The sequence below is a fragment of the Bradyrhizobium sp. CCGUVB14 genome (assembly GCF_024199935.1).
Classification (GTDB): domain Bacteria; phylum Pseudomonadota; class Alphaproteobacteria; order Rhizobiales; family Xanthobacteraceae; genus Bradyrhizobium.
Genome location: NZ_JANADS010000001.1, coordinates 7,515,940 through 7,539,290, shown reverse-complemented (window position 1 = coordinate 7,539,290; position 23,351 = coordinate 7,515,940). Strand labels below are relative to the sequence as shown.

At 64.7% G+C, this 23,351-nt stretch carries 24 protein-coding genes; 19 read left to right on the top strand and 5 right to left on the bottom strand.

Annotated elements, in window-relative coordinates:
• The first annotated feature begins 143 nt into the window (after positions 1-143).
• From hflK to NLM32_RS35175, 4 genes are all read left to right on the top strand, one after another.
• The gene (hflK, locus tag NLM32_RS35190) at positions 144-1,280 is read left to right on the top strand and encodes an FtsH protease activity modulator HflK (RefSeq protein WP_254133294.1); all 1,137 of its coding nucleotides are present in this window, start codon (positions 144-146) and stop codon (positions 1,278-1,280) included.
• Complete coding sequence (hflC, locus tag NLM32_RS35185) at positions 1,277-2,173, top strand: protease modulator HflC (protein WP_254133293.1); 897 nt, start codon at positions 1,277-1,279, stop codon at positions 2,171-2,173. The genes hflK and hflC overlap by 4 nt, the downstream gene beginning before the upstream one ends.
• Before the next feature lie 71 nt (positions 2,174-2,244).
• On the top strand, positions 2,245-2,451 hold the full coding sequence (locus tag NLM32_RS35180; RefSeq protein WP_057747247.1) for a DUF2065 domain-containing protein: 207 nt from the start codon (positions 2,245-2,247) through the stop codon (positions 2,449-2,451).
• Positions 2,452-2,593: 142 nt separating this feature from the next.
• The gene (locus NLM32_RS35175; RefSeq protein ID WP_254133292.1) at positions 2,594-4,105 is read left to right on the top strand and encodes a Do family serine endopeptidase; all 1,512 of its coding nucleotides are present in this window, start codon (positions 2,594-2,596) and stop codon (positions 4,103-4,105) included.
• Between the two features lie 132 nt (positions 4,106-4,237).
• On the opposite strand, the gene serB is transcribed toward NLM32_RS35175, so the two are convergent.
• Positions 4,238-5,143, bottom strand: coding sequence for a phosphoserine phosphatase SerB (gene serB, locus NLM32_RS35170; RefSeq protein ID WP_254133291.1), 906 nt, complete (start codon positions 5,141-5,143; stop codon positions 4,238-4,240).
• An 11-nt stretch (positions 5,144-5,154) separates the two neighbouring features.
• On the opposite strand from serB, the gene miaA reads away from it, so the two are divergent.
• The 10 genes from miaA to NLM32_RS35120 all read left to right on the top strand — a co-directional run bounded on the left by miaA (position 5,155) and on the right by NLM32_RS35120 (position 14,880).
• On the top strand, positions 5,155-6,096 hold the full coding sequence (miaA, locus tag NLM32_RS35165; protein WP_254133290.1) for a tRNA (adenosine(37)-N6)-dimethylallyltransferase MiaA: 942 nt from the start codon (positions 5,155-5,157) through the stop codon (positions 6,094-6,096).
• Between the two features lie 329 nt (positions 6,097-6,425).
• Positions 6,426-8,201, top strand: coding sequence for an acetolactate synthase 3 large subunit (locus NLM32_RS35160; protein ID WP_254133289.1), 1,776 nt, complete (start codon positions 6,426-6,428; stop codon positions 8,199-8,201).
• A gap of 4 nt (positions 8,202-8,205) precedes the next feature.
• Positions 8,206-9,177 carry a threonine dehydratase gene (locus NLM32_RS35155; RefSeq protein ID WP_254133288.1) on the top strand — a complete coding sequence of 324 codons (972 nt, stop codon included), beginning with the start codon at positions 8,206-8,208 and terminating at the stop codon, positions 9,175-9,177.
• 23 nt (positions 9,178-9,200) lie between these two features.
• Positions 9,201-9,743 carry an acetolactate synthase small subunit gene (gene ilvN, locus NLM32_RS35150; protein WP_254133287.1) on the top strand — a complete coding sequence of 181 codons (543 nt, stop codon included), beginning with the start codon at positions 9,201-9,203 and terminating at the stop codon, positions 9,741-9,743.
• Between the two features lie 3 nt (positions 9,744-9,746).
• Positions 9,747-10,442: a class I SAM-dependent methyltransferase gene (locus NLM32_RS35145; protein WP_254133286.1), complete on the top strand. Its 696-nt coding sequence runs from the start codon at positions 9,747-9,749 to the stop codon at positions 10,440-10,442.
• A gap of 49 nt (positions 10,443-10,491) precedes the next feature.
• Positions 10,492-11,367 (top strand): EamA family transporter, encoded by an 876-nt coding sequence (locus NLM32_RS35140; protein WP_254133285.1) that lies wholly within the window; start codon positions 10,492-10,494, stop codon positions 11,365-11,367.
• 7 nt (positions 11,368-11,374) lie between these two features.
• Positions 11,375-11,977, top strand: a complete 603-nt coding sequence (locus tag NLM32_RS35135; protein WP_254133284.1) for a LysE family translocator — start codon at positions 11,375-11,377, stop codon at positions 11,975-11,977.
• Between the two features lie 132 nt (positions 11,978-12,109).
• Entirely contained in the window at positions 12,110-13,129 is a 1,020-nt protein-coding gene (ilvC, locus tag NLM32_RS35130) for a ketol-acid reductoisomerase (RefSeq protein WP_028145443.1), read from the top strand.
• A 524-nt stretch (positions 13,130-13,653) separates the two neighbouring features.
• Positions 13,654-14,505: an SDR family oxidoreductase gene (locus tag NLM32_RS35125; protein WP_254133283.1), complete on the top strand. Its 852-nt coding sequence runs from the start codon at positions 13,654-13,656 to the stop codon at positions 14,503-14,505.
• A gap of 3 nt (positions 14,506-14,508) precedes the next feature.
• Entirely contained in the window at positions 14,509-14,880 is a 372-nt protein-coding gene (locus NLM32_RS35120; protein ID WP_254133282.1) for a lysozyme inhibitor LprI family protein, read from the top strand.
• A 5-nt stretch (positions 14,881-14,885) separates the two neighbouring features.
• Here NLM32_RS35120 and NLM32_RS35115 read toward each other — a convergent pair whose 3' ends face one another.
• On the bottom strand, positions 14,886-15,503 hold the full coding sequence (locus NLM32_RS35115; protein WP_254133281.1) for a hypothetical protein: 618 nt from the start codon (positions 15,501-15,503) through the stop codon (positions 14,886-14,888).
• A gap of 106 nt (positions 15,504-15,609) precedes the next feature.
• Between NLM32_RS35115 and NLM32_RS35110 the strand changes: the two genes are divergently transcribed.
• From NLM32_RS35110 to NLM32_RS35100, 3 genes are all read left to right on the top strand, one after another.
• The gene (locus tag NLM32_RS35110) at positions 15,610-16,278 is read left to right on the top strand and encodes a TetR/AcrR family transcriptional regulator (RefSeq protein ID WP_254133280.1); all 669 of its coding nucleotides are present in this window, start codon (positions 15,610-15,612) and stop codon (positions 16,276-16,278) included.
• A gap of 190 nt (positions 16,279-16,468) precedes the next feature.
• On the top strand, positions 16,469-18,181 hold the full coding sequence (locus tag NLM32_RS35105) for an LTA synthase family protein (protein WP_254133279.1): 1,713 nt from the start codon (positions 16,469-16,471) through the stop codon (positions 18,179-18,181).
• Positions 18,182-18,319: 138 nt separating this feature from the next.
• Positions 18,320-18,697, top strand: a complete 378-nt coding sequence (locus tag NLM32_RS35100; RefSeq protein ID WP_254133278.1) for a rhodanese-like domain-containing protein — start codon at positions 18,320-18,322, stop codon at positions 18,695-18,697.
• Positions 18,698-18,726: 29 nt separating this feature from the next.
• Here the strand turns inward: NLM32_RS35100 and NLM32_RS35095 are convergent, their stop codons facing one another.
• Both NLM32_RS35095 and NLM32_RS35090 read right to left on the bottom strand, forming a co-directional pair.
• The gene (locus tag NLM32_RS35095) at positions 18,727-20,286 is read right to left on the bottom strand and encodes an ABC transporter permease/substrate-binding protein (protein WP_254133277.1); all 1,560 of its coding nucleotides are present in this window, start codon (positions 20,284-20,286) and stop codon (positions 18,727-18,729) included.
• Positions 20,283-21,065 (bottom strand): ABC transporter ATP-binding protein, encoded by a 783-nt coding sequence (locus tag NLM32_RS35090; RefSeq protein WP_254133276.1) that lies wholly within the window; start codon positions 21,063-21,065, stop codon positions 20,283-20,285. The genes NLM32_RS35095 and NLM32_RS35090 overlap by 4 nt, the downstream gene beginning before the upstream one ends.
• A gap of 118 nt (positions 21,066-21,183) precedes the next feature.
• Here NLM32_RS35090 and NLM32_RS35085 point away from each other — a divergent pair, with 118 nt between their 5' ends.
• Positions 21,184-22,002 (top strand): ABC transporter ATP-binding protein, encoded by an 819-nt coding sequence (locus NLM32_RS35085; RefSeq protein ID WP_254133275.1) that lies wholly within the window; start codon positions 21,184-21,186, stop codon positions 22,000-22,002.
• On the top strand, positions 22,002-22,787 hold the full coding sequence (locus NLM32_RS35080; protein ID WP_254133274.1) for an ABC transporter permease: 786 nt from the start codon (positions 22,002-22,004) through the stop codon (positions 22,785-22,787). Before NLM32_RS35085 ends, NLM32_RS35080 begins: the two co-directional genes overlap by 1 nt.
• A 45-nt stretch (positions 22,788-22,832) precedes the next feature.
• On the opposite strand, the gene NLM32_RS35075 is transcribed toward NLM32_RS35080, so the two are convergent.
• The gene (locus NLM32_RS35075) at positions 22,833-23,282 is read right to left on the bottom strand and encodes a cupin domain-containing protein (RefSeq protein ID WP_254133273.1); all 450 of its coding nucleotides are present in this window, start codon (positions 23,280-23,282) and stop codon (positions 22,833-22,835) included.
• Positions 23,283-23,351: the final 69 nt, after the last annotated feature.

Below are 23,351 nucleotides of genomic sequence, written 5' to 3'. Positions count from 1 at the left end.
AACATTGACTTTTCTACCCCCGAGCTTAGCTCGTGGGTCGGTCAGGCTTGCGTTGTAAGGGTCCTTTCGGTCCCCTATAAAGCCGGACCGGACAATGCGGGCCGGCTTTAGTTCTAGTCCCGGTCTGCCGAGGAGAGCGTCGAATGCCGTGGAAGAATCAGGGCGGTGGCCCATGGGGCTCGGGTCCGAAAGGACCATGGGGCACAGGCCCGCAACCGGTCGGGCCGAGGCCGCCGGATCTGGAGGATCTTCTGCGGCGTGGCCAGGACCGGCTGCAGCAGATCATGCCGGGTGGCTATTTCTCCGGCATCGGCATCACGCTGATCCTGCTCATCGTCGTCGCGCTCTGGCTGCTGTCGGGCTTCTTCCGCGTGCAGTCCGAAGAGCAGGGCGTCGTGCTGCGCTTCGGCAAGCATGTGCGCACCGTGGACCCCGGCCTGAACTATCATCTGCCCTATCCGATCGAGACCGTGCTGTTGCCGAAGGCGCTGCGCGTCTCGACCATTTCCATCGGCATGACGCTGATCGACGATCCGGCCCGCCGCGGCCGCTCGATCCGTGACGTGCCGGAAGAGAGCCTGATGCTGACCGGCGACGAGAACATCGTCGATGTCGACTTCACCGTGCTGTGGCGTATCAAGCCCAACGGCGTCGGCAACTTCCTGTTCAACATCCAGAACCCCGAAGGCACCGTGAAGGCCGTCGCCGAAAGCGCGATGCGCGAGGTGATCGGGCGCTCCAACATCCAGCCGATCCTGACCGGCGCGCGGACGCAGACCGAGAGCACCGTGCAGGATCTGATGCAGAAGACGCTCGACGGCTACGGCGCCGGCATCCAGATCACCCAGGTGCAGATGCAGAAGGTCGATCCGCCGGCGCAGGTGATCGATGCCTTCCGCGACGTGCAGGCAGCGCGCGCCAATCTCGAGCAGTTGCAGAACGAAGCGCAGACCTATGCCAACAAGGTCGTGCCGGAAGCGCGCGGCAAGGCTGCGCAGATCCTGCAGGCTGCCGAAGGCTACAAGGAGCAGGCGGTTGCCGAGGCCAAGGGCCAGAGCGCACGCTTCCTGAAGGTGTACGAGGAATACAAGAAGGCGCCCGACGTGACGCGTGAACGGATCTATCTGGAGACGATGGAGCGCGTGCTCGGCGGCTCGGACAAGCTGATTTATGACGGTGGCCCCTCGGGCCAGGGCGTCGTGCCCTATCTGCCGCTCAACGAATTGTCGGCCAAGAAGCCCACGACGACGGGCCAGCAGTCGAGCGGAGGCACAAGATGAGGTCTCCGGTTACAGGCATCGTCGTGCTGCTTGCGGCACTTCTGGTCGCGATTGTCGCCTACATGTCGCTGTTCACGGTGCAGCAGACCGAGCAGACCATCGTGCTGCAATTCGGCAAGCCGGTGGACGTCGTCACCGATCCCGGGCTGCACTTCAAGGCGCCCTGGAATTCCGTGATCAACATCGACAAGCGGATTCTCGACCTCGAGAATCCCTCGCAGGAGGTCATTGCCTCCGACCAGAAGCGGCTCGTGGTCGACGCCTTTGCGCGCTATCGCATCAAGGACGCGCTGCGCTTCTACCAGAGCGTGGGTTCGATCCAGGCGGCAAATCTCCAGCTCACTTCGCTCTTGAACGCGGCGCTGCGCCGCGTGCTCGGTGAGGTCAACTTCATCACTGTGGTGCGTGATGAACGCGAGAAGCTGATGGGGCGCATCCGCGAGCAGCTCGACAAGGAGGCCGACGGTTACGGCATCGAGGTCGTCGACGTCCGGATCCGTCGCGCCGATCTGCCGGAGCAGAACAGCCAGGCGGTGTACCAGCGCATGCAGACCGAGCGTCAGCGTGAAGCGGCCGAGTTCCGCGCGCAGGGTGGCCAGAAGGCACAGGAGATCCGCTCCAAGGCCGATCGCGAGGCAACCGTGATCATTGCCGAGGCCAACTCGCAGGCCGAGCAGACGCGCGGTGTCGGTGACGCCGAGCGTAACCGCCTGTTCGCCGAAGCCTATGGCAAGGATGCTGACTTCTTCGCCTTCTACCGGTCGATGACGGCCTATGAAAACGGGCTGAAGAAGGACGACACCCGCTACCTGCTGCGGCCGGACTCGGATTTCTTCCGGTATTTTGGTAACCCGTCCGGCAAGACGGCGACCGAGACGCCGGCGAAACCGTAAGCTAGACAAGGGCGGCAGGTTTGGCCGCCCTTCGTCCAGACAAGAACAGCACCACGGGAGGTTCCAATCCGATGAGGTCCATTGCGTTCGCCGACTTCCTCATCGGCTTAGGCATTCTGTTCGTGCTGGAAGGCTTGATGTTCGCGGCCAGTCCGAACTGGATGCGGAAAGCCATGAAGAGCGCCATTGCCACGCCGGACAATATCCTGCGGGCGGTCGGGATCGGATCGGCCGTGGCCGGCCTGATCCTGATCTGGGTGATGCGACGTCCGATCTAGCCGCTGAGCCAACGCCAAAGTGAAGGCGAGGGGCGGGTTTTCGCCGTATTGTGCGGGTCTTCAGGCCCGTTAAGCTCCGGCTTGCGCCGTGACCCCGTTCGAGCGCAGTCTTGAGGCCGAATCCTTTTCTCTGGAGACCACAATGACCGCTGCCACCATTGTCACGACCCGCTTGCGCCAACATGCGCGATTTGGGCTGGCCGCGCTCGCCATCGGCGCTTTCAGCGTGTTCGGCTCGCCGGCACAGGCACGCGGACCGGAGGGCATCGCCGACGTCGCCGAGAAGGTGATCGACGCGGTCGTCAACATCTCGACTTCGCAGACGGTCGAGGCCAAGGGCGGCGGCAGCAACACCATGCCGCAACTGCCGCCCGGCTCGCCCTTCGAGGAATTCTTCGACGATTTCTTCAAGAACCGCAAAGGCCCCGGCGGCGGCAGCAAGGGCGGCGATAACGGCGGCGGCCCGCCGCGCAAGGCCAACTCGCTCGGCAGCGGCTTCATCATCGACACCTCCGGCGTCGTCGTGACCAACAACCACGTCATCGCCGATGCCGATGAGATCAACGTCATTCTCAACGACGGCACCAAGATCAAGGCTGAGCTCGTCGGTGTCGACAAGAAGACCGACCTCGCAGTCTTGAAGTTCAAGCCGCCGAAGCCGCTGGTTGCCGTGAAGTTCGGCGACTCCGACAAGCTGCGCCTGGGTGACTGGGTGGTTGCGATCGGCAACCCCTTCAGCCTCGGTGGCACCGTGACCGCGGGCATCGTCTCGGCCAAGAACCGCGACATCTCCTCGGGGCCCTATGACAGCTACATTCAGACCGACGCCGCCATCAATCGCGGCAATTCCGGCGGCCCGCTGTTCAACCTCGAAGGCGACGTCATCGGCGTCAACACCCTGATCATCTCGCCCTCCGGCGGCTCGATCGGCATCGGCTTCGCCGTGCCGTCGAAGACGGTCGCGGGCGTCGTGGATCAGCTCCGCCAGTTCGGCGAACTGCGCCGCGGCTGGCTTGGCGTGCGCATCCAGAGCGTCACCGACGAGATCGCCGAGAGCCTCAACATCAAGCCGGCGCGCGGCGCGCTGGTGGCCGGCGTTGACGACAAGGGCCCGGCCAAGCCGGCCGGTATCGAGCCCGGTGACGTCGTCGTCAAGTTCGACGGCAAGGACGTCAAGGACCCGAAGGACCTGTCCCGCGTCGTCGCAGACACCGCGGTCGGCAAGGAGGTCGACGTCATCATCATCCGCAAGGGCGAGGAGCAGACCAAGAAGGTCACGCTCGGCCGCCTGCAGGATCCGGACAAGGTGCAGGCCGCGGTGAAGACCGACGAGCCGCCGCCGGAGAAGCCGGTGACGCAGAAGGCGCTCGGCCTCGATCTCGCCGTGCTGAACAAGGATCTGCGCACGCGCTACAAGATCAAGGACACCGTCAAGGGCGTTGTCGTCACCAATGTCGACGCCAATTCGGATGCCGCCGAGAAGCGGCTCTCCGCCGGCGACGTCATCGTCGAAGTCGCGCAGGAAGCGGTCGCGAGCGGTGCCGACATCCAGAAGCGGGTCGACCAGCTCAAGAAAGACGGCAAGAAGTCCGTGCTGCTGCTGGTCTCGAACGGCGACGGCGAGCTGCGGTTCGTGGCGCTGAGCGTGCAGTAAGGGACGCACAGTCCTGTAGGGTGGGCAAAGCGAAGCGTGCCCACCACCTTTTACCGTTGCGGCAAGAATGGTGGGCACGGCGCAAGTGCACCTTTGCCCACCCTACGGCTGCGGTGCGTGTAGCAAGAGAGACTACGCCTCGACAAATTCGTCCCGCCGATAGCCCTGCGCATACAGCAGCGCGGTGAGATCGCCGTGGTCGATCCGCGCAGCCGCGGCGGCCGCCACCGCAGGCTTGGCGTGATACGCCACGCCCAGTCCGGCGGCCTGGATCATCGCGAGATCATTGGCGCCGTCGCCGACGACGACCGAGTCGATGTCGTCGAGATCGAACGACTCCATCAAATCCACCAGAGTCGCCAGCTTGGCGGCGCGACCCAGAATCGGCTCCTTCACTTCGCCGGTGAACTTGCCGTCGCGCACGACGAGCTCGTTGGCGCGGTTCTCCTGGAAACCGATTTTTGTGGCGACCGCGCTGGTGAACAGGGTGAAGCCGCCGGAGACGAGGCAGGTGTAGGCGCCGTTGGCGCGCATGGTCGCGACCAGCTCGCGGCCACCCGGGGTCAGCGTGATGCGCTTGGCCAGCACCTCGTCGACGACGCTGGCCGGGAGATCCTTCAACAGCGCGACGCGCTCGCGCAGTGCCGGTTCGAACTCGATCTCGCCGCGCATCGCGCGTTCGGTGATGGCGGCGACGTGGGCCTTCATCCCGACGAGATCGGCGAGCTCGTCGATGCATTCCTGGCCGATCATGGTCGAATCCATGTCGGCGAGAAAAAGCTTCTTGCGCCGGACGCCGGCAGGCTGCACCACGATGTCGATGGGCAGATCGCCGCGAAGCTCGCGCAATCGCTCTTCGATGGCGTGACGGTCGGCTTCGAGGTTACTGTCGGCGCCGAAGGGAATGTCGACCGCAACCCCGTCGAACAGCCAGTGCGCGGGGGCCGCTTGCGGCAGCACGGCGCGGGCGCCGTCGACAATGGTCGAGTCGAGGGCGGGATTGGCGGGATTGCAGATCAGCGTGGCGACGAGGGACATTTGAGGTTTTCGTGAGCGAGAGGCATTCGAGCAAGGCCGTGCTTATCGCAGGCCCGACCGCCAGCGGCAAGTCGGCCCTGGCGCTCGAGCTTGCGCTGAACACGGGCGGAATCGTGATCAATGCCGATTCCATGCAGGTCTATCGCGACCTCCGCGTCATCACTGCGCGTCCCACGCAGGACGAGGAGGCGCGCGTTCCGCATCGCCTCTATGGCCATGTCGATGCGGCCGTGAATTTCTCCGCCGGCGCCTGGGTGGCTGACGCCGCGAAGATGCTGGAAGAGGCGAAAGCGGAGGGCCGCCTGCCGATCTTCGTCGGCGGCACCGGGCTGTATTTCAAGGCTTTGACGGCGGGTCTCTCGGTGGTGCCGCCGATCCCTGCGGAAATACGTGAGGACGTACGTGCCCGGCTGGAGCGCAACGGCGTGGAGGCCCTGCATGCGGAACTCGCGCGTCGCGATTCCCGCGCCGCCGATCGACTGAATTTCCGCGACAGGACGCGGATCGCACGTGCGCTCGAAGTGGTCGAGGCGACCGGTCGTTCGCTGCTCGACTGGCATCATGAGGGCGAGCCACCGCTGTTGCCCAAGGATCGTTTTCGCGCGGTGTTTCTCGCGCCCGAGCGCGATGAGCTCTATGCCCGGATCGATGCCCGGTTCGACGCCATGCTGGGCGCCGGCGCCCTGACAGAGGTGGAGCGGCTCGCGGCCCGCGGCCTCGATCCGCTGCTGCCGGCCATGAAGGCCCACGGTGTGCCGGCCCTGGCCCGGCATCTGCGCGGCGAGCTCAGCCTGGAGGAGGCCGCCACAATCGGCCGGGCCGACACCCGCCACTACGCCAAGCGGCAATTCACCTGGTTTCGGCATCAGTTGCCGGAATTCGAGTGGGTGAAGCCTGGGGCGGCAAGGGGGTGGCTGGCGGATGCCGCCCACGCGGTCCGGGATCCCGGTTGACGTGCTTTTGTGCGCGGGTTCCCGCATTTACCTCTCGCCGAACTACGGGAACACCGCTACACTGCCAAAATCGCGTGGGAATGGCCGCTTTGCCTTGACATCGGGGCTTTGGTCGTTATGTTTCGCGCAACCTTTGGGAAGCTGAGCGCCTGCCATGCGTAACATTATTACCAAACTCCTTATCGCCGTCGTACCCAGGCACACCGCCGGGGGTGGCTAGCTGCCATCCACATGACAGGCGGTGTGCAGGGTCCCTCTTCGGGGCCTTTTTTATTTCCCGAACCCGACACGAACGAAGCCGCTGACAACAGCGCATCCGGAGCAAGCCAATGACCGACAAGAGCCACGATCCGAACCAGATGACCGGCGCCGCAATGATCGTCCGCGCGCTCATCGATCACGGCGTGACCGACATTTTCGGCTATCCCGGCGGCGCGGTGCTTCCGATCTACGACGAGATCTTCCAGCAGAGCGAAGTCCAGCACATCCTGGTTCGCCACGAGCAGGGCGCGGGCCACGCCGCCGAGGGCTACGCGCGCTCGACCGGCAAGCCGGGCGTTGCGCTGGTGACCTCCGGCCCCGGCGCCACCAACATGGTGACGCCGCTGACCGACGCGCTGATGGACTCGATCCCGCTGGTCTGCATCTCCGGCCAGGTGCCGACGCATCTGATCGGCAACGACGCGTTCCAGGAATGCGACACGGTCGGCATCACGCGTCCCTGCACCAAGCACAATTGGCTGGTGCGCGACGTCAACGATCTCGCCAAAGTCCTGCACGAGGCGTTCTACGTTGCGACCACGGGCCGTCCGGGCCCGGTGCTGGTCGACGTTCCCAAGGACGTGCAGTTCGCGACCGGCACCTATCATCCGCCGCGCAAGTCCGACGTGCACCGCTCCTACGCGCCCCGCGTGAAGGGCGATGCGACGCAGATCCGCAAGGCCGTGTCGCTGCTCGCCGGCGCCAAGCGCCCGGTGATCTACAGCGGCGGCGGCGTCATCAATTCCGGTCCTGAGGCGACCAAGCTCTTGCGCGAGCTGGTCGAGGTCACCGGCTTCCCGATCACCTCCACGCTGATGGGCCTGGGTGCGTATCCGGCATCGGGCAAGAACTGGCTCGGCATGCTCGGCATGCACGGCACCTACGAAGCCAACATGACCATGCATGATTGCGACGTCATGCTGTGCGTCGGCGCGCGCTTCGACGACCGCATCACCGGCCGCGTCGATGCGTTCTCGCCGAACTCGAAGAAGATCCACATCGACATCGACCCGTCCTCGATCAACAAGAACATCCGCGTCGATGTCCCGATCATCGGCGATTGCGGCAACATCCTCGGCGACATCCTCCAGGTGTTCAAGGCCGAGGCGAAGAAGCCCGACATCAAGACCTGGTGGCAGCAGATCGCGCAGTGGCGCGCCCGCAACTCGCTCTATTACAAGAAGAGCAACGACATCATCCTGCCGCAGCACGCAATCCAGAGCCTGTTCGAGGCGACGCGCGGCAAGGACACCTACATCACGACCGAAGTCGGCCAGCACCAGATGTGGGCGGCGCAGTTCTACGGCTTCGAGGAGCCGCATCGCTGGATGACGTCGGGCGGTCTCGGCACCATGGGCTACGGCCTGCCCGCGGCGATCGGCGTGCAGGTCGCGCATCCCGACAGCCTTGTCATCGATATCGCGGGCGATGCCTCGGTGCAGATGACGATGCAGGAGATGTCGACGGCGGTTCAGTACGAGCTGCCGATCAAGATCTTCATCCTGAACAACCAGTACATGGGCATGGTGCGGCAGTGGCAGCAATTGCTCCACGGCAACCGGTTGTCGCATTCCTACTCGGAGGCGCTGCCGGATTTCGTCAAGCTCGCGGAAGCCTATGGCGGCGTCGGTCTCCAGGTCACCAAGCCTGCCGATCTCGAAGGCGCCATCAAGGAGATGATCTCGGTGAAGCGCCCGGTGCTGTTCGACTGCCGTGTTGCGGCGCTGGAGAACTGCTTCCCGATGATTCCCTCCGGCAAGGCGCATAACGAGATGCTGTTGCCCGAGCAGGCCAACGATGAAGCCACCGCCAAGGCCTTCGCCGGCGGCAAGGCGCTGGTGTGAGGCCATGTTCGACCTGACGGAGCTCGAGCGCGCACATGCGATCGTGGGGCAGGCGGTGCCGGCAACGCCGGCGCGCGCCTGGCCCTTGCTCGCTGGGCGGCTCGGGACCGAGGTCGTGGTCAAGCACGAGAACCACACGCCGATCGGCGCCTTCAAGGTGCGCGGCGGGCTCGTCTATCTCGACCGTCTCAAGCGTGAGCGGCCGAACACGCCCGGCATCATTTCGGCGACGCGCGGCAATCACGGCCAGAGCCTGGCCTTTGCCGCGAGCCGTCACGGCGTGCCGGCGGTCATCTACGTGCCGCGCGGCAATTCGGTCGAGAAGAACCGCGCGATGAAGGCCTTTGGCGCCGAGCTGGTCGAGCACGGCGAGGACTTTCAGGCCGCGCGCGAGGAGGCCGAGCGGCGTGCGCAGTTCGCCGGGCTCCACATGGTGCCGTCATTCCACCCGGACCTCGTGCTGGGCGTTGCGACCTATGCGCTCGAGCTGTTCCGGTCCGCATCCGATCTCGACGTTCTCTACGTGCCGATCGGGCAGGGCTCCGGCATCTGCGGCTGCATCATGGCGCGTGATCTGCTTGGCCTGAAGACGGAGATCGTCGGTGTGCAGTCGACGGAAGCGCCGTCCTACGCACTCTCATTCGCCGCCGGCAAAATCGTGACCACCGAGACGGCGAATACGCTCGCCGACGGCATGGCGACGCGTATCCCCGACGAAGATGCGCTCGCGCTGATCCGCAAGGGGGCCTCGCGCATCGTAGAGGTCTCGGACGACGAGGTCGCCGCGGCGATCCGCGCCTACTGGACCGATACACACAATCTCGCCGAAGGCGCAGGCGCTGCCGCGCTCGCCGCGGCGCTGCAGGAAAAGAGCAAGCTGAAGGGCAAGCGCGTCGGTCTCGTGCTGTCCGGCGGCAATATCGATTTCGATCTGTTCCGCCGTTGGGTCGGGACGGACGCGCCAGCGATGGCGTGAGGAAGAGACAAGAGGGGACGACAATGAACCAGCCCGCATCCGCCTACTTCATCGAAGACCGCCATGATCCCAACGAGACGCACACACTTGCAGTGCTCGTGCAGAACGAGCCCGGCGTGCTCGCCCGCGTCATCGGCCTGTTCTCCGGCCGCGGCTACAACATCGAGAGCCTCACGGTCTCGGAGACTGAAGCGCAGAAGCATCTGTCGCGGATCACCATCGTCACCACGGGCACGCCGATGGTGATCCAGCAGATCAAGCACCAGCTCGATCGCATGATCCCGGTCTACCAGGTCGTCGACATGACCCAGACCAAGCGCTCGATCGAGCGGGAGCTTGCGATGGTGAAGGTGCGCGGGCAGGGCGAGCACCGCGTCGAGGCGCTGCGGCTGGCGGACGCGTTCCGCGCCCGCGTGATCGACGCCACCACCGAGAGCTTTGTGTTCGAGATCACAGGCAATACCGACAAGATCAACCAGTTTATCGACCTGATGCGCCCGCTCGGCCTTGTCGAGGTGTCGCGCACCGGCGTTGCCGCGATCGGCCGCGGGCCCGAAGGGATGTGAACCATGCTGGCGCGCGACTGGTATTATAACGAGCGGAACCGGATGGGCATCGAGCCCGCGGTGGCGTCGATCTACGACGCCCACGACGATGCCGATCTGCGGGCGCGCGCCGCACTGAAAATGCTGGGAGTTCAGCGCGGCTGGCGAATCGCCGACATCGGCTGCGGCAATGGCGTGCTCGCCACCGAAGCGGCGCTGATGGGCGCCGAGGTTGACGCCATCGACATCTCGCCGGCGATGCTGGCGCTGGCCGAGATCTATGCCCGCGACCGCAAGGCGCCCGTGCGGACGCAGTCCGCCGGCCTGCTCAGCTTTGCCTACCGGCCGGAATCCTACGATTTGATCGTCAGCGAGTTCACGCTGCATCACCTGCCCGACTTCTGGAAGGTCGTGGCGATGTCGCGGATCTTTCGCGCTTTGAAGCCCGGCGCGAGCTTCTACCTGCGCGACATCGTCTACGCCTCGATGCCCGATGCCGTCGAGCGCAATGTCGAGGAGTGGGCCGACTACCAAATCAAGAACCATGATTTCTCGCGCGAGGGCGTGGTGACGCATATGCGCGACGAATATTCCACCTTCGGCTGGGTGATGGAGCGGATGCTGACCGACGTCGGTTTCACGCTGGTCTCGGCCGACTATCACGCACCGATGCACGGCACTTATCTCCTCCGCAAACCCAAAGCCGGCGAGCAAGGCTAGACCAGAAGAACAAGCAGGGCTGCACGACAGGGCAGAACCGGAAACAACAATGAAGCCGGCCGATATCCTCATCGCCCTCATGGTGGCGATCATCTGGGGGTTTGCCTTTGTGGCGAGCCGGATCGCGCTCGACGAATTTTCGCCGGAGCTGATGACCGCGATGCGATTTTCCATCGCCGCGGTGCCGTGCCTGTTCATTCCCAGACCGAAGGTCGCCTGGTCGCTGCTGATCGCCATCAGCTTTACGCTGTTTCTCGGCCAGTTCCTGAGCCAGGCCTACGGCATCGCCCATGGTGTGCCGGTGGGGCTGACCAGCGTCGTCGTGCAGAGCCAGGCGCTGTTCACGATCGGCTTCGCGGCGCTCGTCTTCGGCGAGCGGCCGACGCCGGTACAGACGCTAGGAATTGTCATTGCGGCAATCGGGCTGCTCATGATCTGCGGCACCGTCGGCTATGATTTCAGCGTCGGCGCTTTCGCGGTGCTGATGATCGCCCCGATCTGCTTTGCCGTCGGCAATCTCCTGCTGCGCGGTGCGCGTGGCGCGCCGATGTTCGATCTGTTCGCCTGGCTGTGCCTCACCGCCGCGGTGCCGCTGTTCGCACTCGCGCTCGTCGTGAACGGGCCGGCGCCGACCTTCCAGTCGCTGATCCATATGTCGCTGACCGGCCTCATCTGCCTGCTGGTGATCGGCGCGATCTCCACCAGCATCGCCTATTGGCTGTGGGGCCGGCTGCTGCGTGACTATCCCGCGGCGCAAGTGGTGCCGTTCGCGCTGCTGGTGCCGTTCGTCGGATCGGCCGCCTCCAGCATCGTGTTCGGCGAACGGTTCGGGCCGCTGCGTCTCGCCGGCATGCTGACCGTGATCGGCGGCATTGCGGTGATGGTGCTGGTCAAGCGGCCCCAACCGCTCGCGAAGGCTGCGTGAGGTGAACATGGCCTACTCGCTCTTCTATGCGTTCCTCGCCTTCATGGTGGTGATGTACTTCACCCCGGGGCCGAACAACATCATGCTGCTGGCCTCGGGCCTGACCTACGGCTTCCGGCGCACCATTCCCCACATCGCAGGGATCGTCATCGGCTTTGCCTTCATGGTCGGCGCCGTCGGCCTCGGTCTCGGCACCGTCTTCCTGGCCTACCCGATCCTCCAGACCATCCTGAAATATGCCGGTGCGGCCTACCTGATCTATCTTGCCGCCGTGATCGCCATGTCCGGACCGACCACGCCGGGCAGCGAGGACGGTCGCGGCCCGATGACCTTTTGGGGCGCCGCCATGTTCCAGTGGATCAATGCCAAAGGCTGGGTGATCGTGATCGGCACCATCACGGCCTATGCGGCGATTGCCCAATTCCCGATCAACATCGCCATCCAGACCCTGATCAGCCTGTTGGTCGGTACGGCCTCGACCGTGGTCTGGGCCTTCTTCGGCACTGCACTACGCCCGGTGCTGACCTCGGAGCGGCTGGTCCGCGCCTTCAATATCCTGATGGCGCTCCTGCTGCTCGCCTCCCTCTACCCCGTTTTCATGGATGCATGATGTCGCGGATTTCCATGCAGAAACGGGTTTCCCTAAGGGCTGAAAATGCTCTAGACAGCCCTCGAAATCCGCAAATTTCACCCTTCGGACACTGACTATCGGCCGATTCTGGCCCTGAACGAGGAAACGACTATGCGTGTTTATTACGATCGCGACGCCGACCTGAACCTGATCAAGGGGAAGAAGGTCGCCATCGTCGGCTATGGCAGCCAGGGTCACGCCCATGCGCTCAACCTGAAGGACTCCGGCGTCAAGGACGTGGCGATTGCGCTGCGCAAGGACTCGGGCTCGGTCAAGAAGGCGGAAGCGGCCGGCTTCAAGGTGATGGAAGTCGCCGAAGCCGCCAAATGGGCCGACCTCGTCATGATGCTGACCCCGGACGAGCTCCAGGGCGACATCTACCGCGAGCACCTGCACGACAACATGAAGAAGGGCGCTGCCCTGGTGTTCGCGCACGGCCTCAACGTCCACTTCAACCTGCTCGACCCGCGCGCTGACCTCGACGTGCTGATGATCGCGCCGAAGGGCCCCGGCCACACCGTGCGCTCGGAGTATCAGCGCGGCGGCGGCGTGCCCTGCCTGATCGCGATCGCCAAGGACGTCTCGGGCAACGCCCATGACCTCGGCCTGTCCTACGCCTCCGCTGTCGGCGGTGGCCGCGCCGGCATCATCGAGACCACCTTCAAGGAAGAATGCGAGACCGACCTGTTCGGCGAGCAGGTCGTGCTCTGCGGCGGTCTGGTCGAGCTGATCAAGGGCGGCTACGAGACCCTGGTCGAAGCCGGCTACGCCCCGGAGATGGCCTATTTCGAGTGCCTGCACGAAGTGAAGCTGATCGTCGACCTGATCTATGAAGGCGGCATCGCCAACATGAACTACTCGATCTCCAACACGGCCGAATACGGTGAGTACGTCACCGGTCCGCGCATCGTCACCGCCGAGACCAAGGCCGAGATGAAGCGCGTCCTCGCCGACATCCAGGGCGGCAAGTTCGCCCGCGACTGGATGCTCGAGAACAAGGTCAACCAGACCTCGTTCAAGGCGACCCGCGCCAAGCTCGCCCAGCACCCGATCGAGGAAGTCGGCGCGAAACTCCGCGACATGATGCCCTGGATCAAGAAGGGCGCGCTGGTCGACAAGTCGAAGAACTAAGGCGGCGATCTCTGGACGTGGCGCGTCGCCGACGCGCTACGTTCGGGACGCGAGAGCGAAAGCACAAGCTTCGCTCGCCAAACCAAATCTTAAATCTTCGCGATTATGTCTGGGCGAGATCGCAACCTGCGGTCTCGCTCTTTTCTTCTCGCCCGAAGCATTGCTGCTTCATTCAAGTTCTTCGCGAGTTGATGTGCTCCCAGAGAGCCAAGAACTGACGCTTAAACCACATTCTTGAGTTCGCGTCGTTTCTCAGAATTTTTCCGGAACGCACGATCGCCAAAAGCGCTGTGTCCTCAGAGTCTAGGATTCGGCTCTTCATCCGTGCTTTCAACGTGCAATCAATCGCATTTCGCGACGTTCGCACGCCACTTCATCTTAAGAACCGACACTTGCCACGCCTTCTTGCAGAGCGGCGCAGGCTAGAAAAAGATCATCGGTGCGCGGCCTGAGAACCCGATGGCATTGCGCTGGCGGAGCCTCCCCCTACATTGGTCGCGGGGCACAAAAGGGGGGAGAGGACCATGCGATCCGTCGTCGTTACCGGCGCGTCCACCGGCATTGGCTGGGCCATTGCGAAATTTCTGATCGGGCGCGGCTATCGCGTCTTCGGCAGCGTCCGCAAGCAGGCCGATGCCGATCGGCTGAACGGTGAGTGCGGCCAAAACTTCACACCGCTGCTGTTCGACGTCACCGACGAGGCCGCCGTGCTGGCCGCTGCGCGCCAGGTGCGCGAGACGCTGGGCGGCGAGACACTGGCTGGTCTCGTCAACAACGCCGGCGTTGCCGTCGCCGGCCCCGTGCTCGAATTGTCGGCGGATGATTTCCGCCGCCAGATGGACATCAACGTCATCGGCCCGGTGATCGCGACGCAGGCGTTCGGACCGCTGCTCGGCGCCGATCCGTCGCTGAAGGGGCCGAAAGGGCGGATCGTGATGATCAGCTCGGTCGCTGGCAAGAACGGTAACCCGCTGTCGGCGCCCTATTGCACCTCCAAGCACGCGATCGAGGGCCTGTCGGAAAGCCTGCGCCGTGAGCTGATGCTGTTCGGCATCGACGTCATCATCGTTGCGCCCGGCGCGGTGAAGACGCCGATCTGGAGCAAGGCCGAGCAGTTCGATATGTCGGTCTATCAGAACTCGCCCTATCTGCCGGCGCTCAACAAGGTCATGGCGTTCATGATGAAGCTCGGTGAGACCGGGCTGCCGGCCGAGCGGATCGCCGAAGTCGTCTTCGAAGCGCTCACGGCTGCGAGCCCCAAGGTTCGCTACCAGATCGCGCCCGATCGGCTGCGGCACTTCATGACGGCCACGCTGCCCAAGCGAACGGTCGACCGCATCATCGCCAAGCGGCTCGGGCTGCTGCCGCAGGGCTAGAGCATGCGAAGCATTCTGATTGCGGCCCTTTGCGCCTTGGTCTCCACGGTCCTGGCCTCTGCGGCGCAAGCCGGGGACCAGGGCGATCCGCGGTCCTGCGATGGCTCGACCGCGGAGATGGTCGAGTGCCTGAAGGCGCAGACCGCGCAATGGGACAAGCGCATGACCATCGCCTATCAGCAGGCGATGAAGAATGCGGCGGATGCGCAGCGCGACCAGCTTCGCGCTGCGCAACGGCTCTGGATCCAGTACCGCGACGCCAATTGCCTGTATTACGGCATGGGCGAGGGCACCATTGCGCGCGTCGATGCCGGCGAGTGCCTGCGCCGGATGACCGAGGTCCGCGCGCGCGAGCTCGAGGGCGTCGGCCGCTGACGCGATCAGGCTTTGGCGGCTTGCGGGGTCGCGCGTGAGGCCATCGCGATCATCCGCAGCGCCATCACCGCGAGCAGCGGAAGGAGGAACGCCGCGTAACCAGGCATGGTCGGCACGCGCTTGCCAAACGACACCATGAACTGGAACCAGAGATAATAGCCGCCGATGAGGTGCAGTGCGCGCCAGAGGCGCGGTCCGATCATCGCGGCCGTGCGGTCGAACGAGGTCACGCTCATGGCTATGATCGCGGCATAGCCGATGCCGCCGAAGATGTAGGAGGCTGGGGAGGTGGCCTCGACAAAGCCGGCGGGGTCCAGCTTGGCGAAGACGACGATCGCAACCGCATGAATGGCGTGGGAGGCGGCAAAGCTCAAGCCGAGATAGCGGCGGTTGCGGCGCTGCCAGCGCGTCCACGCGTTCGGCCAGAGCCGGGCCAGTGCCGCGGCACTGAAAGCCAGGCAGAACAGCGAGAGCGAGCTGCGCGCCGTGAAACGGATCACCATCCGGACGCCCTCGACCTCGAACTGCCGCATCGAGGCGATCCAGAGGCATAGAGCAATCAGGCACAGCGTGAGGACGGCGAGCAGCCGCCAGCCTTCGAACCAGCTTCGACGTTGCGACATGGTGGTCTCCTCCTTTATGTAATCATCGATTACATTTCGGAGTGACGCGACCGTCAACGATGTAATCTCTGCTTACATTCACGTTCGGGTGATGCTAGAAGGCGCCATGCCCGCCCGTCAGACCACCAAGCCTCGGACCTCCAAACCTCGCGCCCGTCGCCAGACATCCGAAGCCCGGCCCTATCACCACGGCGACCTTCGCCGCGTGCTGATTGATGCTGCGCTGCAACTGGCGGCTGAGGGTGCCGAGGTCTCCGTGCGCGAGGCGGCGCGCCGGGCGGCGGTGTCGCCGGGAGCGCCGTTCCGGCACTTTCCCAACCGCGACGCCCTGATGGCTGCGGTGGCCGAGGAGGCGCAGCGGCGCTTTCGCGTCGAGATCGAGGCTGCACTGGCGGAGGCGCCGTCGGCCGACCCGCTGGTCCGCTTCCGCGCCTTCGGCATCGCCTATGTGCGATGGGCGATGCGTAATCCCGCCCATTTCGAGATCATCTCGACAGGACGCTATTTCGCCCATGGCAGTTCGGCCGAGCTGACGCGCGACAATGCCGAACTGGTCGCGTTGACCGAGCGGATGCTGGCCGAGGCGGCCGCGCACGGCCTGCTGCGGTCGGCGGATCTCAAGCGCATCCTGATCGCCGGCCGTGCCCTGATCTACGGCTTTGCCCGGATGAACCTCGACGGCCATTTTCCGCGCTGGGGCGTGGCGGAAGACGAAATCGAGCGGATGGCGGAGGGGGTGATCGATCTGTTCATCGCCGGGATCGCCAGACCCTAGCGTCGCCTGAGGTGCGGCCTTTCGCCTCCCGCTAACATTAAGCGAAGGTCGGGTGGCGGATCGCGTTGCCTGCCCGTGACCATTCCATTACAGTTTTATGACACGGCGCAGGCTTTCCGGCTGCGCCGAACGCCGCGGGCCGGTCAGACGGCTTGGCATCACCGCGCCGGACCAGAGTTGCGTGTCGTCGATGGCGTCCGCGCCCAATCCAGGCCCTTCCGCCACCACCGCCGTCCTGGCGAGCGTCGCTGCGCTCGGCATCTGGCGGCTGCTCGCGGTGGCCGCGCCGCATTTCGCGGCGCTTGCGCTGATGTACGAGACCGAGACCGATTTCGGCTCGCGGCTGTCCTTCCTGCTCGCCTGGGGCATCCTCAACTGCTTCTGGGTCACGCTGTTGCGCCGGCCGGCGCTGTCGGGCGCGCTGTCTCTGACCATGGTCGTGGTGCTGGTGTTGCTGTCGCGACTCAAGCACGACGTCGTGCAGATGACGGTCAACTTCATCGACCTGATGATGATCGACCGCGACACGGTCGCGTTCCTGTTCACGATCTTCCCGAATCTGCGCTGGTCGGTGATCGGGGCCGGCCTCGTCACGCTGCCGCTGATGTATGCGCTGTGGTGGCTCGATCCATTCCGCATCCGCCGCCTTCCGGCACTCGCCGCGATGCTCGCCTGTCTCGCGGGGTTGGTCGGATATTCCGTCTATCATCCCGACGAAGCCTGGCGCGGCTACTACGACGACGGCTATCTCTCGAAATTCTTCCGCTCCGGCGTCACCGCCGTATCCGATTTCGTGCAGTACGGCTTCATGGAGTCGGACGCCTCGACCAATGAGCGGCTCAACATGCCGCTGGTGGATTCTTGCCATCCGGCCGGCCGGCGGCCGAACATCATCATGATCCATGATGAATCGAGCTTTGACATCCGCGCCGCACAGGGCATCAAGGTGCCGCCGGGATACGGCAGTCACTTCAAGTCCTGGGACGGCAAGGAGCGTACCTTCCTGGCCGAAAGCAATGGCGGGCCGAGCTGGTTCACCGAGTATAACGTGCTTGCCGGTCTCTCCTCGCGCTCGTTCGGCCGCTTTGCCTATTTCGTGACGCGCATCGCCTCGGGTCGCGTCGAGCGCGGCCTGCCGCTGGCGCTGCGCCGCTGCGGCTACGACACCATGTCGCTCTATCCCGCCTATGGCGGCTTCATGGGCGCGCGCAGCTTCCAGCTGACGACCGGCGTCGAGCGCTTCCTGGACTCCAGGGATCTCGGCGCGAAGGATGTCGAGCCCGACAGTTTCTTCTACGACAAGGCGCTGCGGCTGATGGGCGAGCGGACGCCAAACAAGCCGCTGTTCAGCTTCATCTATCTCGGCGCCAATCATTTCCCCTGGGAGACGCGCTTCCGCCCCGATCTGGTGCCGAACTGGCGCGCGCCGGGCAATGCGCCGTCCATCGACGAATATCTGCGCCGGCAGGCGATGAGCGCCGAGCAATACAAGGCCTTCATTGCGGGCTTGAAGAAGAATTTTCCGGGCGAGCCCTTCCTGATCGTGCGCTATGGCGATCATCAGCCCGAGTTCGCGCCCAATCTGCTCGAGCCCGGGCTCGACGAAGGTGCGATCGGCAAGAAGCTCGACGCCTACGATCCGCGTCTCTACGCAACATATTACGCGATCGACGCCGTCAATTTCGAGCCTGTGAAGAGCGACGCGGTGATGGACACGATCGATGGTCCCTATCTGCCGCTGGTGATCCAGGAAGCCGCAGGCATTCCGCTCGATCCGTCCTTCGTCGCGCAGAAGGAGATCATGATCCGCTGCAAGGGCATCTTCTACGGTTGCAAAGACGGCGCCGAGGCGCGGCGGCTCAACCGGTTGCTGATCAATGCCGGGATGATCCGCGGGCTGTAGTTTCCATCGCGGCCATTCATTCGCCACTGCGTCCGTTGATACTTTGGCCCGGTGTCCTCCTCCGAATGAGGGACGCCGCGACGGATGATGCCGGCTAATGGGGGCGCTCAACGGATTGCGAACCACAGGAGAAGTCATTTGCCCATTTCCGTGAAACAGATGCTCGAGGCCGCCAACGCGGCCGTGCCGAAGATCTCGCCGGCCCAGGCGAAAGAGATGATCGGGAAGGGCGCGCTCGTGCTCGACGTGCGCGATGCGCCTGAAATCGAGAAGAGCGGCAAGATTCCGGGCGCAGTGAATATCTCCCGCGGCATGCTGGAGTTTCGGGCTGATCCGGACTCGCCCTATCACGACAAGGCGCTCGCCAGGGACAAGACCGTGATCCTCTATTGCGCCTCCGGCGGCCGTTCCGCGCTCGCCGGCAAGCTGCTTCAGGACATGGGCTACGGCCATGTCTACAACGTCGGCGGTTTCAAGGACTGGGTCGATGCCGGAGGGGCGACCGAGAAGGCGTAGCAACGGCGGCGGCGCAGGGGAGGCACGCCCTAGCGCCGGCCCACCTTCTCCCACAGCCACTTCGCCACCGCATCCGGCGATGAATTCGCATCATTGCCGCTGGCGCGCAGGTTTGCTTCGCGCATCGTGGCGATGTCGATCCTGCCGAGCAACGGCTCGAGGGCTGCCTGCAGCTTCTCGTCACCGGCACGCCTCGGCGCCAGCAGCAGGATGGCATCGTAAGGCGGGATCGCTTGCTTGGGATCGTCGACCGCCACCAGCTCGTACTTCGCGATCAGCCCGTCGCTGGTATAGCCGGCGATCACGTCGACCTCGCCGCTGGCGACAGCGGCGTACATGAAATCCGGCTGCATCTGGCGCTGCGCGTTGAACTGAAGACCGTAGGCCTTCTGGAGCGCCGCCCATTCCGGCCGCGAGAAGAATTCATAATCGCCGGCAATCGACATCGTCGACGCATGCGCGGCGAGATCGGCGATGGTGTGGATGCCAAGCGCGTCGGCGCGCTTTTTCGGCATCACCAGCGCATAGGCATTCTCGAAACCGAGCTCGCCGAGCAGCGTGATGTTGTCCTTGGCGAGCGCCGTCTTCAAATCTGCCACCAGCTCCGCGCGAGGCTTGATGTCGGTGCGGTGCAGCTGGTTGGCCCAGAGCGTGCCGGAATAGTCGACATAGAGATCAATGTCGCCGGCTTTCAGCGCCTCGAAGATCACGCTCGAGCCGAGACCGGACCGCGCCGTGGCGGAGAGACCAGCCGCCTGGAGGCGGTCCCGCAGCAAGGCCGAGAGCACGTATTGTTCGGCGAAGGTTTTTGCGCCGACCACATAGCCGGACGACGAACGTCCCATCGTCGGCACCAGCGTCGCCGCAACCAGCGCCGCGATGCCGATCGCGCCGAGTCCGGCGCGGAGGCGACCGCGCTGGCGCAGCCCGCTCTCGATCAAGCCGAGCAGTTGATCGACGGCGAGCGCGAGCAGGGCCGACGCAAAACAGCCGAACAGCACGAACACCCAATTCTGGGTCTGCAACCCTGCAAAAATGTAATTGCCGAGGCTGGTCTGACCGATCGGCGTCGACAGCGTCGCGGTGCCGATCACCCACACGGCGGCGGTGCGGATGCCGGCCATCATCACCGGCAGCGCCAGCGGAAGCTCGACCATCGTGAGCGACTGCCGTTCCGTCATGCCGACGCCTTTTGCGGCTTCGATCAGCGCGGGATCGATGCCGTTGAGCCCGGTGATGCCGTTGCGCAGCACCGGCAGCATCGAATAGAGCGCCAGCGCCAGCATGGCCGGCAGGAACCCGAACGCGGAGAAGGAGACGCCGAACCATTTCAGCGTCACGGACGCCGCGAGCAGCAGCAGCGGATAGAACAGCGCGAGCAGCGCCAGCCCCGGCACGGTCTGCACGATGCTCGCGAGCGCGAGCAGGATGGCGCGCGGCGCCGGGCGGTTGCGTGTGAGGATTGCGAGCGGCAAGCTGACGATCAGGCCGAGCGCGAGCGCGGCGAGGCTCACCCGGACATGATTGCCGAGGTAGTCGGGCAAATGCGACAGCGCCTCGCCCCAGCGCGGATCATTGAGGAAACTCATGCCGCACCGCCCTGTGGCAGCAGCGCGTTCAGCCGCTCGACCTGGCGCCGTGGCGTGCGCAGCAGCTCCAGCACATAGGCATCGGTGCTCGTCGAGAGTTCCGCCGGCGTACCCTGCGCGAGCAGCTTGCCGCCGCGCATGACCGCGATGCGGTCGGCCAGCAGGATCGCCTCCGTCATGTCGTGCGTGATCATCACGGTGGTCAGGCCGAGCTTGCGGTGCAGCTCGCGAAAATCCTCGCCGAGCGCATCGCGGGTGAGGGGATCGAGCGCGCCGAACGGCTCGTCCATCAGCACGATGCGCGGCCTTGCTGCCAGCGCCCGCGCCACGCCGACGCGCTGGCGCTGCCCGCCTGAAAGCGCCTCCGGCAGCCTGTCACGATGGGAGGCACGGTCGAGCTGGACCAGCTCGATCAGCTCGTTGACGCGCTCCGCGATCTCGGCTGCGGGCGCGCCGAGCAGCTTCGGCGTGATCCCGATATTGTCGGCGACGCTCAAGTGCGGAAACAGCCCGCCGCTCTGGAAGACGTAGCCGATCCGACGCCGCAGCGCGACGGGATCGACGTTCTGGACGTCCTCGCCCTCGACAGTGATGGTGCCGCCATCGGCCTCGATCAGCCGGTTGGCAAGCCGCAGCAGCGTCGTCTTGCCCGAACCCGAGCCGCCGACAACAGCCAGAAACTCGCCCTCGGCGATGTCGAGCGAGACGTCGTCGACGGCCCTGAGGGAGCCGAAGTTCTTGGTGACGTTTCGGTAGGTGATCGCCAGCTTGGAGGGCATCGCGGATGGGCTCAAGGGGCGGCAAGGGGGCCAGACCCCATGCGTAGCACGCTTGGCCGGTTGATTGAACTTGGCCGCGCGAGCGGCTAAGGCATCAAGCCAAGTTCGGAGGAAACACATGACAACGCCCACGGCGGTGGCGCTGGAAGATGCCAAGGTCGCGTTCCGGTTGGGGGACGGGCGGGTCTATACAGCGGTGGAGAAGGCCCATCTCGCGGTCGCCCAGGGCGAGTTCGTCGCCATTGTCGGCCCGACCGGCTGCGGAAAATCCACGCTGCTCAATGTCGCCGCCGGGCTGCTCAAGCCGGCTGCCGGCAGCGTGAGGATTTTCGATCAGCCGCTCGCGGGGTTGAACCGCGATGCCGGCTATCTGTTCCAGGCGGATGCGCTGTTCCCCTGGAAGACGGCGTTGGACAATGTCGCGATCGGGCTCGAAATCAAGGGCACGCCGCGCGCCGAGGCGCTGCCGCAAGCGCAGAAATGGCTCACCTCCGTCGGTCTCGGCGCGTTTGCGGGCCGCTATCCGCACATGCTCTCAGGCGGCCAGCGCAAGCGCGTGGCGCTGGCGCAGGTCCTGATCCGCGACCCAAAGATCCTGCTGATGGACGAGCCGTTCGGGCCGCTTGATGCGCAGACGCGGCAGGTCATGGGCAACCTCCTGCTCGACTTGTGGAATGCCGACCGCAAGGCCGTCCTGTTCGTGACTCATGATCTCGAGGAGGCGATCGCGCTCGCCGATCGCGTCGTGATCATGTCGGCGGGGCCGTCCTCGCGCATCATCGGCGACTGGCGCGTGACGCTCGCCCGCCCGCGCGACATCTTCGAGGTGCGGATGGACAAGGAGTTCCATGCGCTGCATCGCGAGATCTGGAGCGTGCTCAAGGACGAGGTGATGAAGGGCTACGCCCAATCCAACCACGCGGCGGAGGCGGTCTGATGTCGCGCGTTACGCTGCTTGCGTTGCAGGTCCTGGTCGCCGTTGTCTGCATCGTGCTGTGGCAATTGCTCTCCACCGTGCCGGTGTTCGGCAAGATCCTGCTGCCGCCGTTCTTCTTCTCCAATCCGGTCGACGTGTTCGACCAAATCGTCAAATGGTTCGTTTCCGGTGTGATCTGGAAGCATCTCGCGATCACGCTCTGGGAATCGATCCTCGCCTTCGTGATCGGGTCGGTCAGCGGCGTCCTGGTCGGCTTCTGGTTTGCGCGGCAGCCGCTGGTTGCCGCGGTGTTCGACCCTTACGTGAAGATGGCCAATGCGCTGCCCCGCGTCGTGCTCGCGCCGATCTTCGCGCTGTGGCTGGGGCTCGGCATCTGGTCCAAGGTCGCGCTCGGCGTGACGCTGGTGTTCTTCATCGTGTTCTTCAACGTCTATCAGGGCGTCAAGGAGGTTAGCCGTACCGTGCTCGACAATGGCCGCATGCTCGGCATGAGCGAGGGGCAGCTGATGCGGCACGTCTATTGGCCGTCCGCGCTGTCGTGGATGTTCTCCTCGCTGCACACCTCGGTCGGCTTCGCTGTGGTCGGCGCCGTCGTCGGCGAATATCTGGGATCGGCCGCGGGGCTTGGCTATCTGATCCAGCAGGCCGAAGGCGTGTTCGACGTCGCCGGCGTGTTCGCGGGCATGTTCGTGCTGTCGGCCTTCGTCATCCTGATCGATTTTGGAGTGACGCTGGTGGAACGGCGCCTCCTGGTCTGGCGGCCGACCGTGGACAGTCGCGGCTAGCGGAAGAAAGGCCCGCGCATCTGCGCGAGCCCCGATCGCAAATGCTCAATCCAGCAGCTTGACGTCGTCGGGCGCCTGCGGCGGGGTCTTGATCGCGATCGCCTTGACCTGGCCGCTGATCGGCTTGGTGCCGCCATGCGGCGTGCCCTTCGGGATGATGACGAGATCGCCCGGCTTCACCGTCACTTCCTTGTCGCCGAGCCAGATCGTCCCGGTCCCGTCCAGGATGTACTGGATCTCGTTGGTGTTGGGATGCAGGTGTTTTGGCACATTGCCGACCTGGATCGACACGGTCGAGCCATCGGCGGTCATGAACGTCTTCGAGCGGTAGCCGACCTGGTTGGCGGGACCGAGTGCGTCGCCTTCCATCTCGCCGGTATGAATGATCTGCGCGGTGATGTTTTCGGCGGCCAGCGCCGGCGCGAGCAGGTAGGTCGCGCCGCATCCGGCGACGAAGGCGGCGGTGATCGAGAGCCCGGCAGCAAGGCGATTCATGGACGATTCTCCCCATCAGGAATGCTTGTTGTGCACCCATGCTATTGCGCCGAAAGACCAATGGCCAGT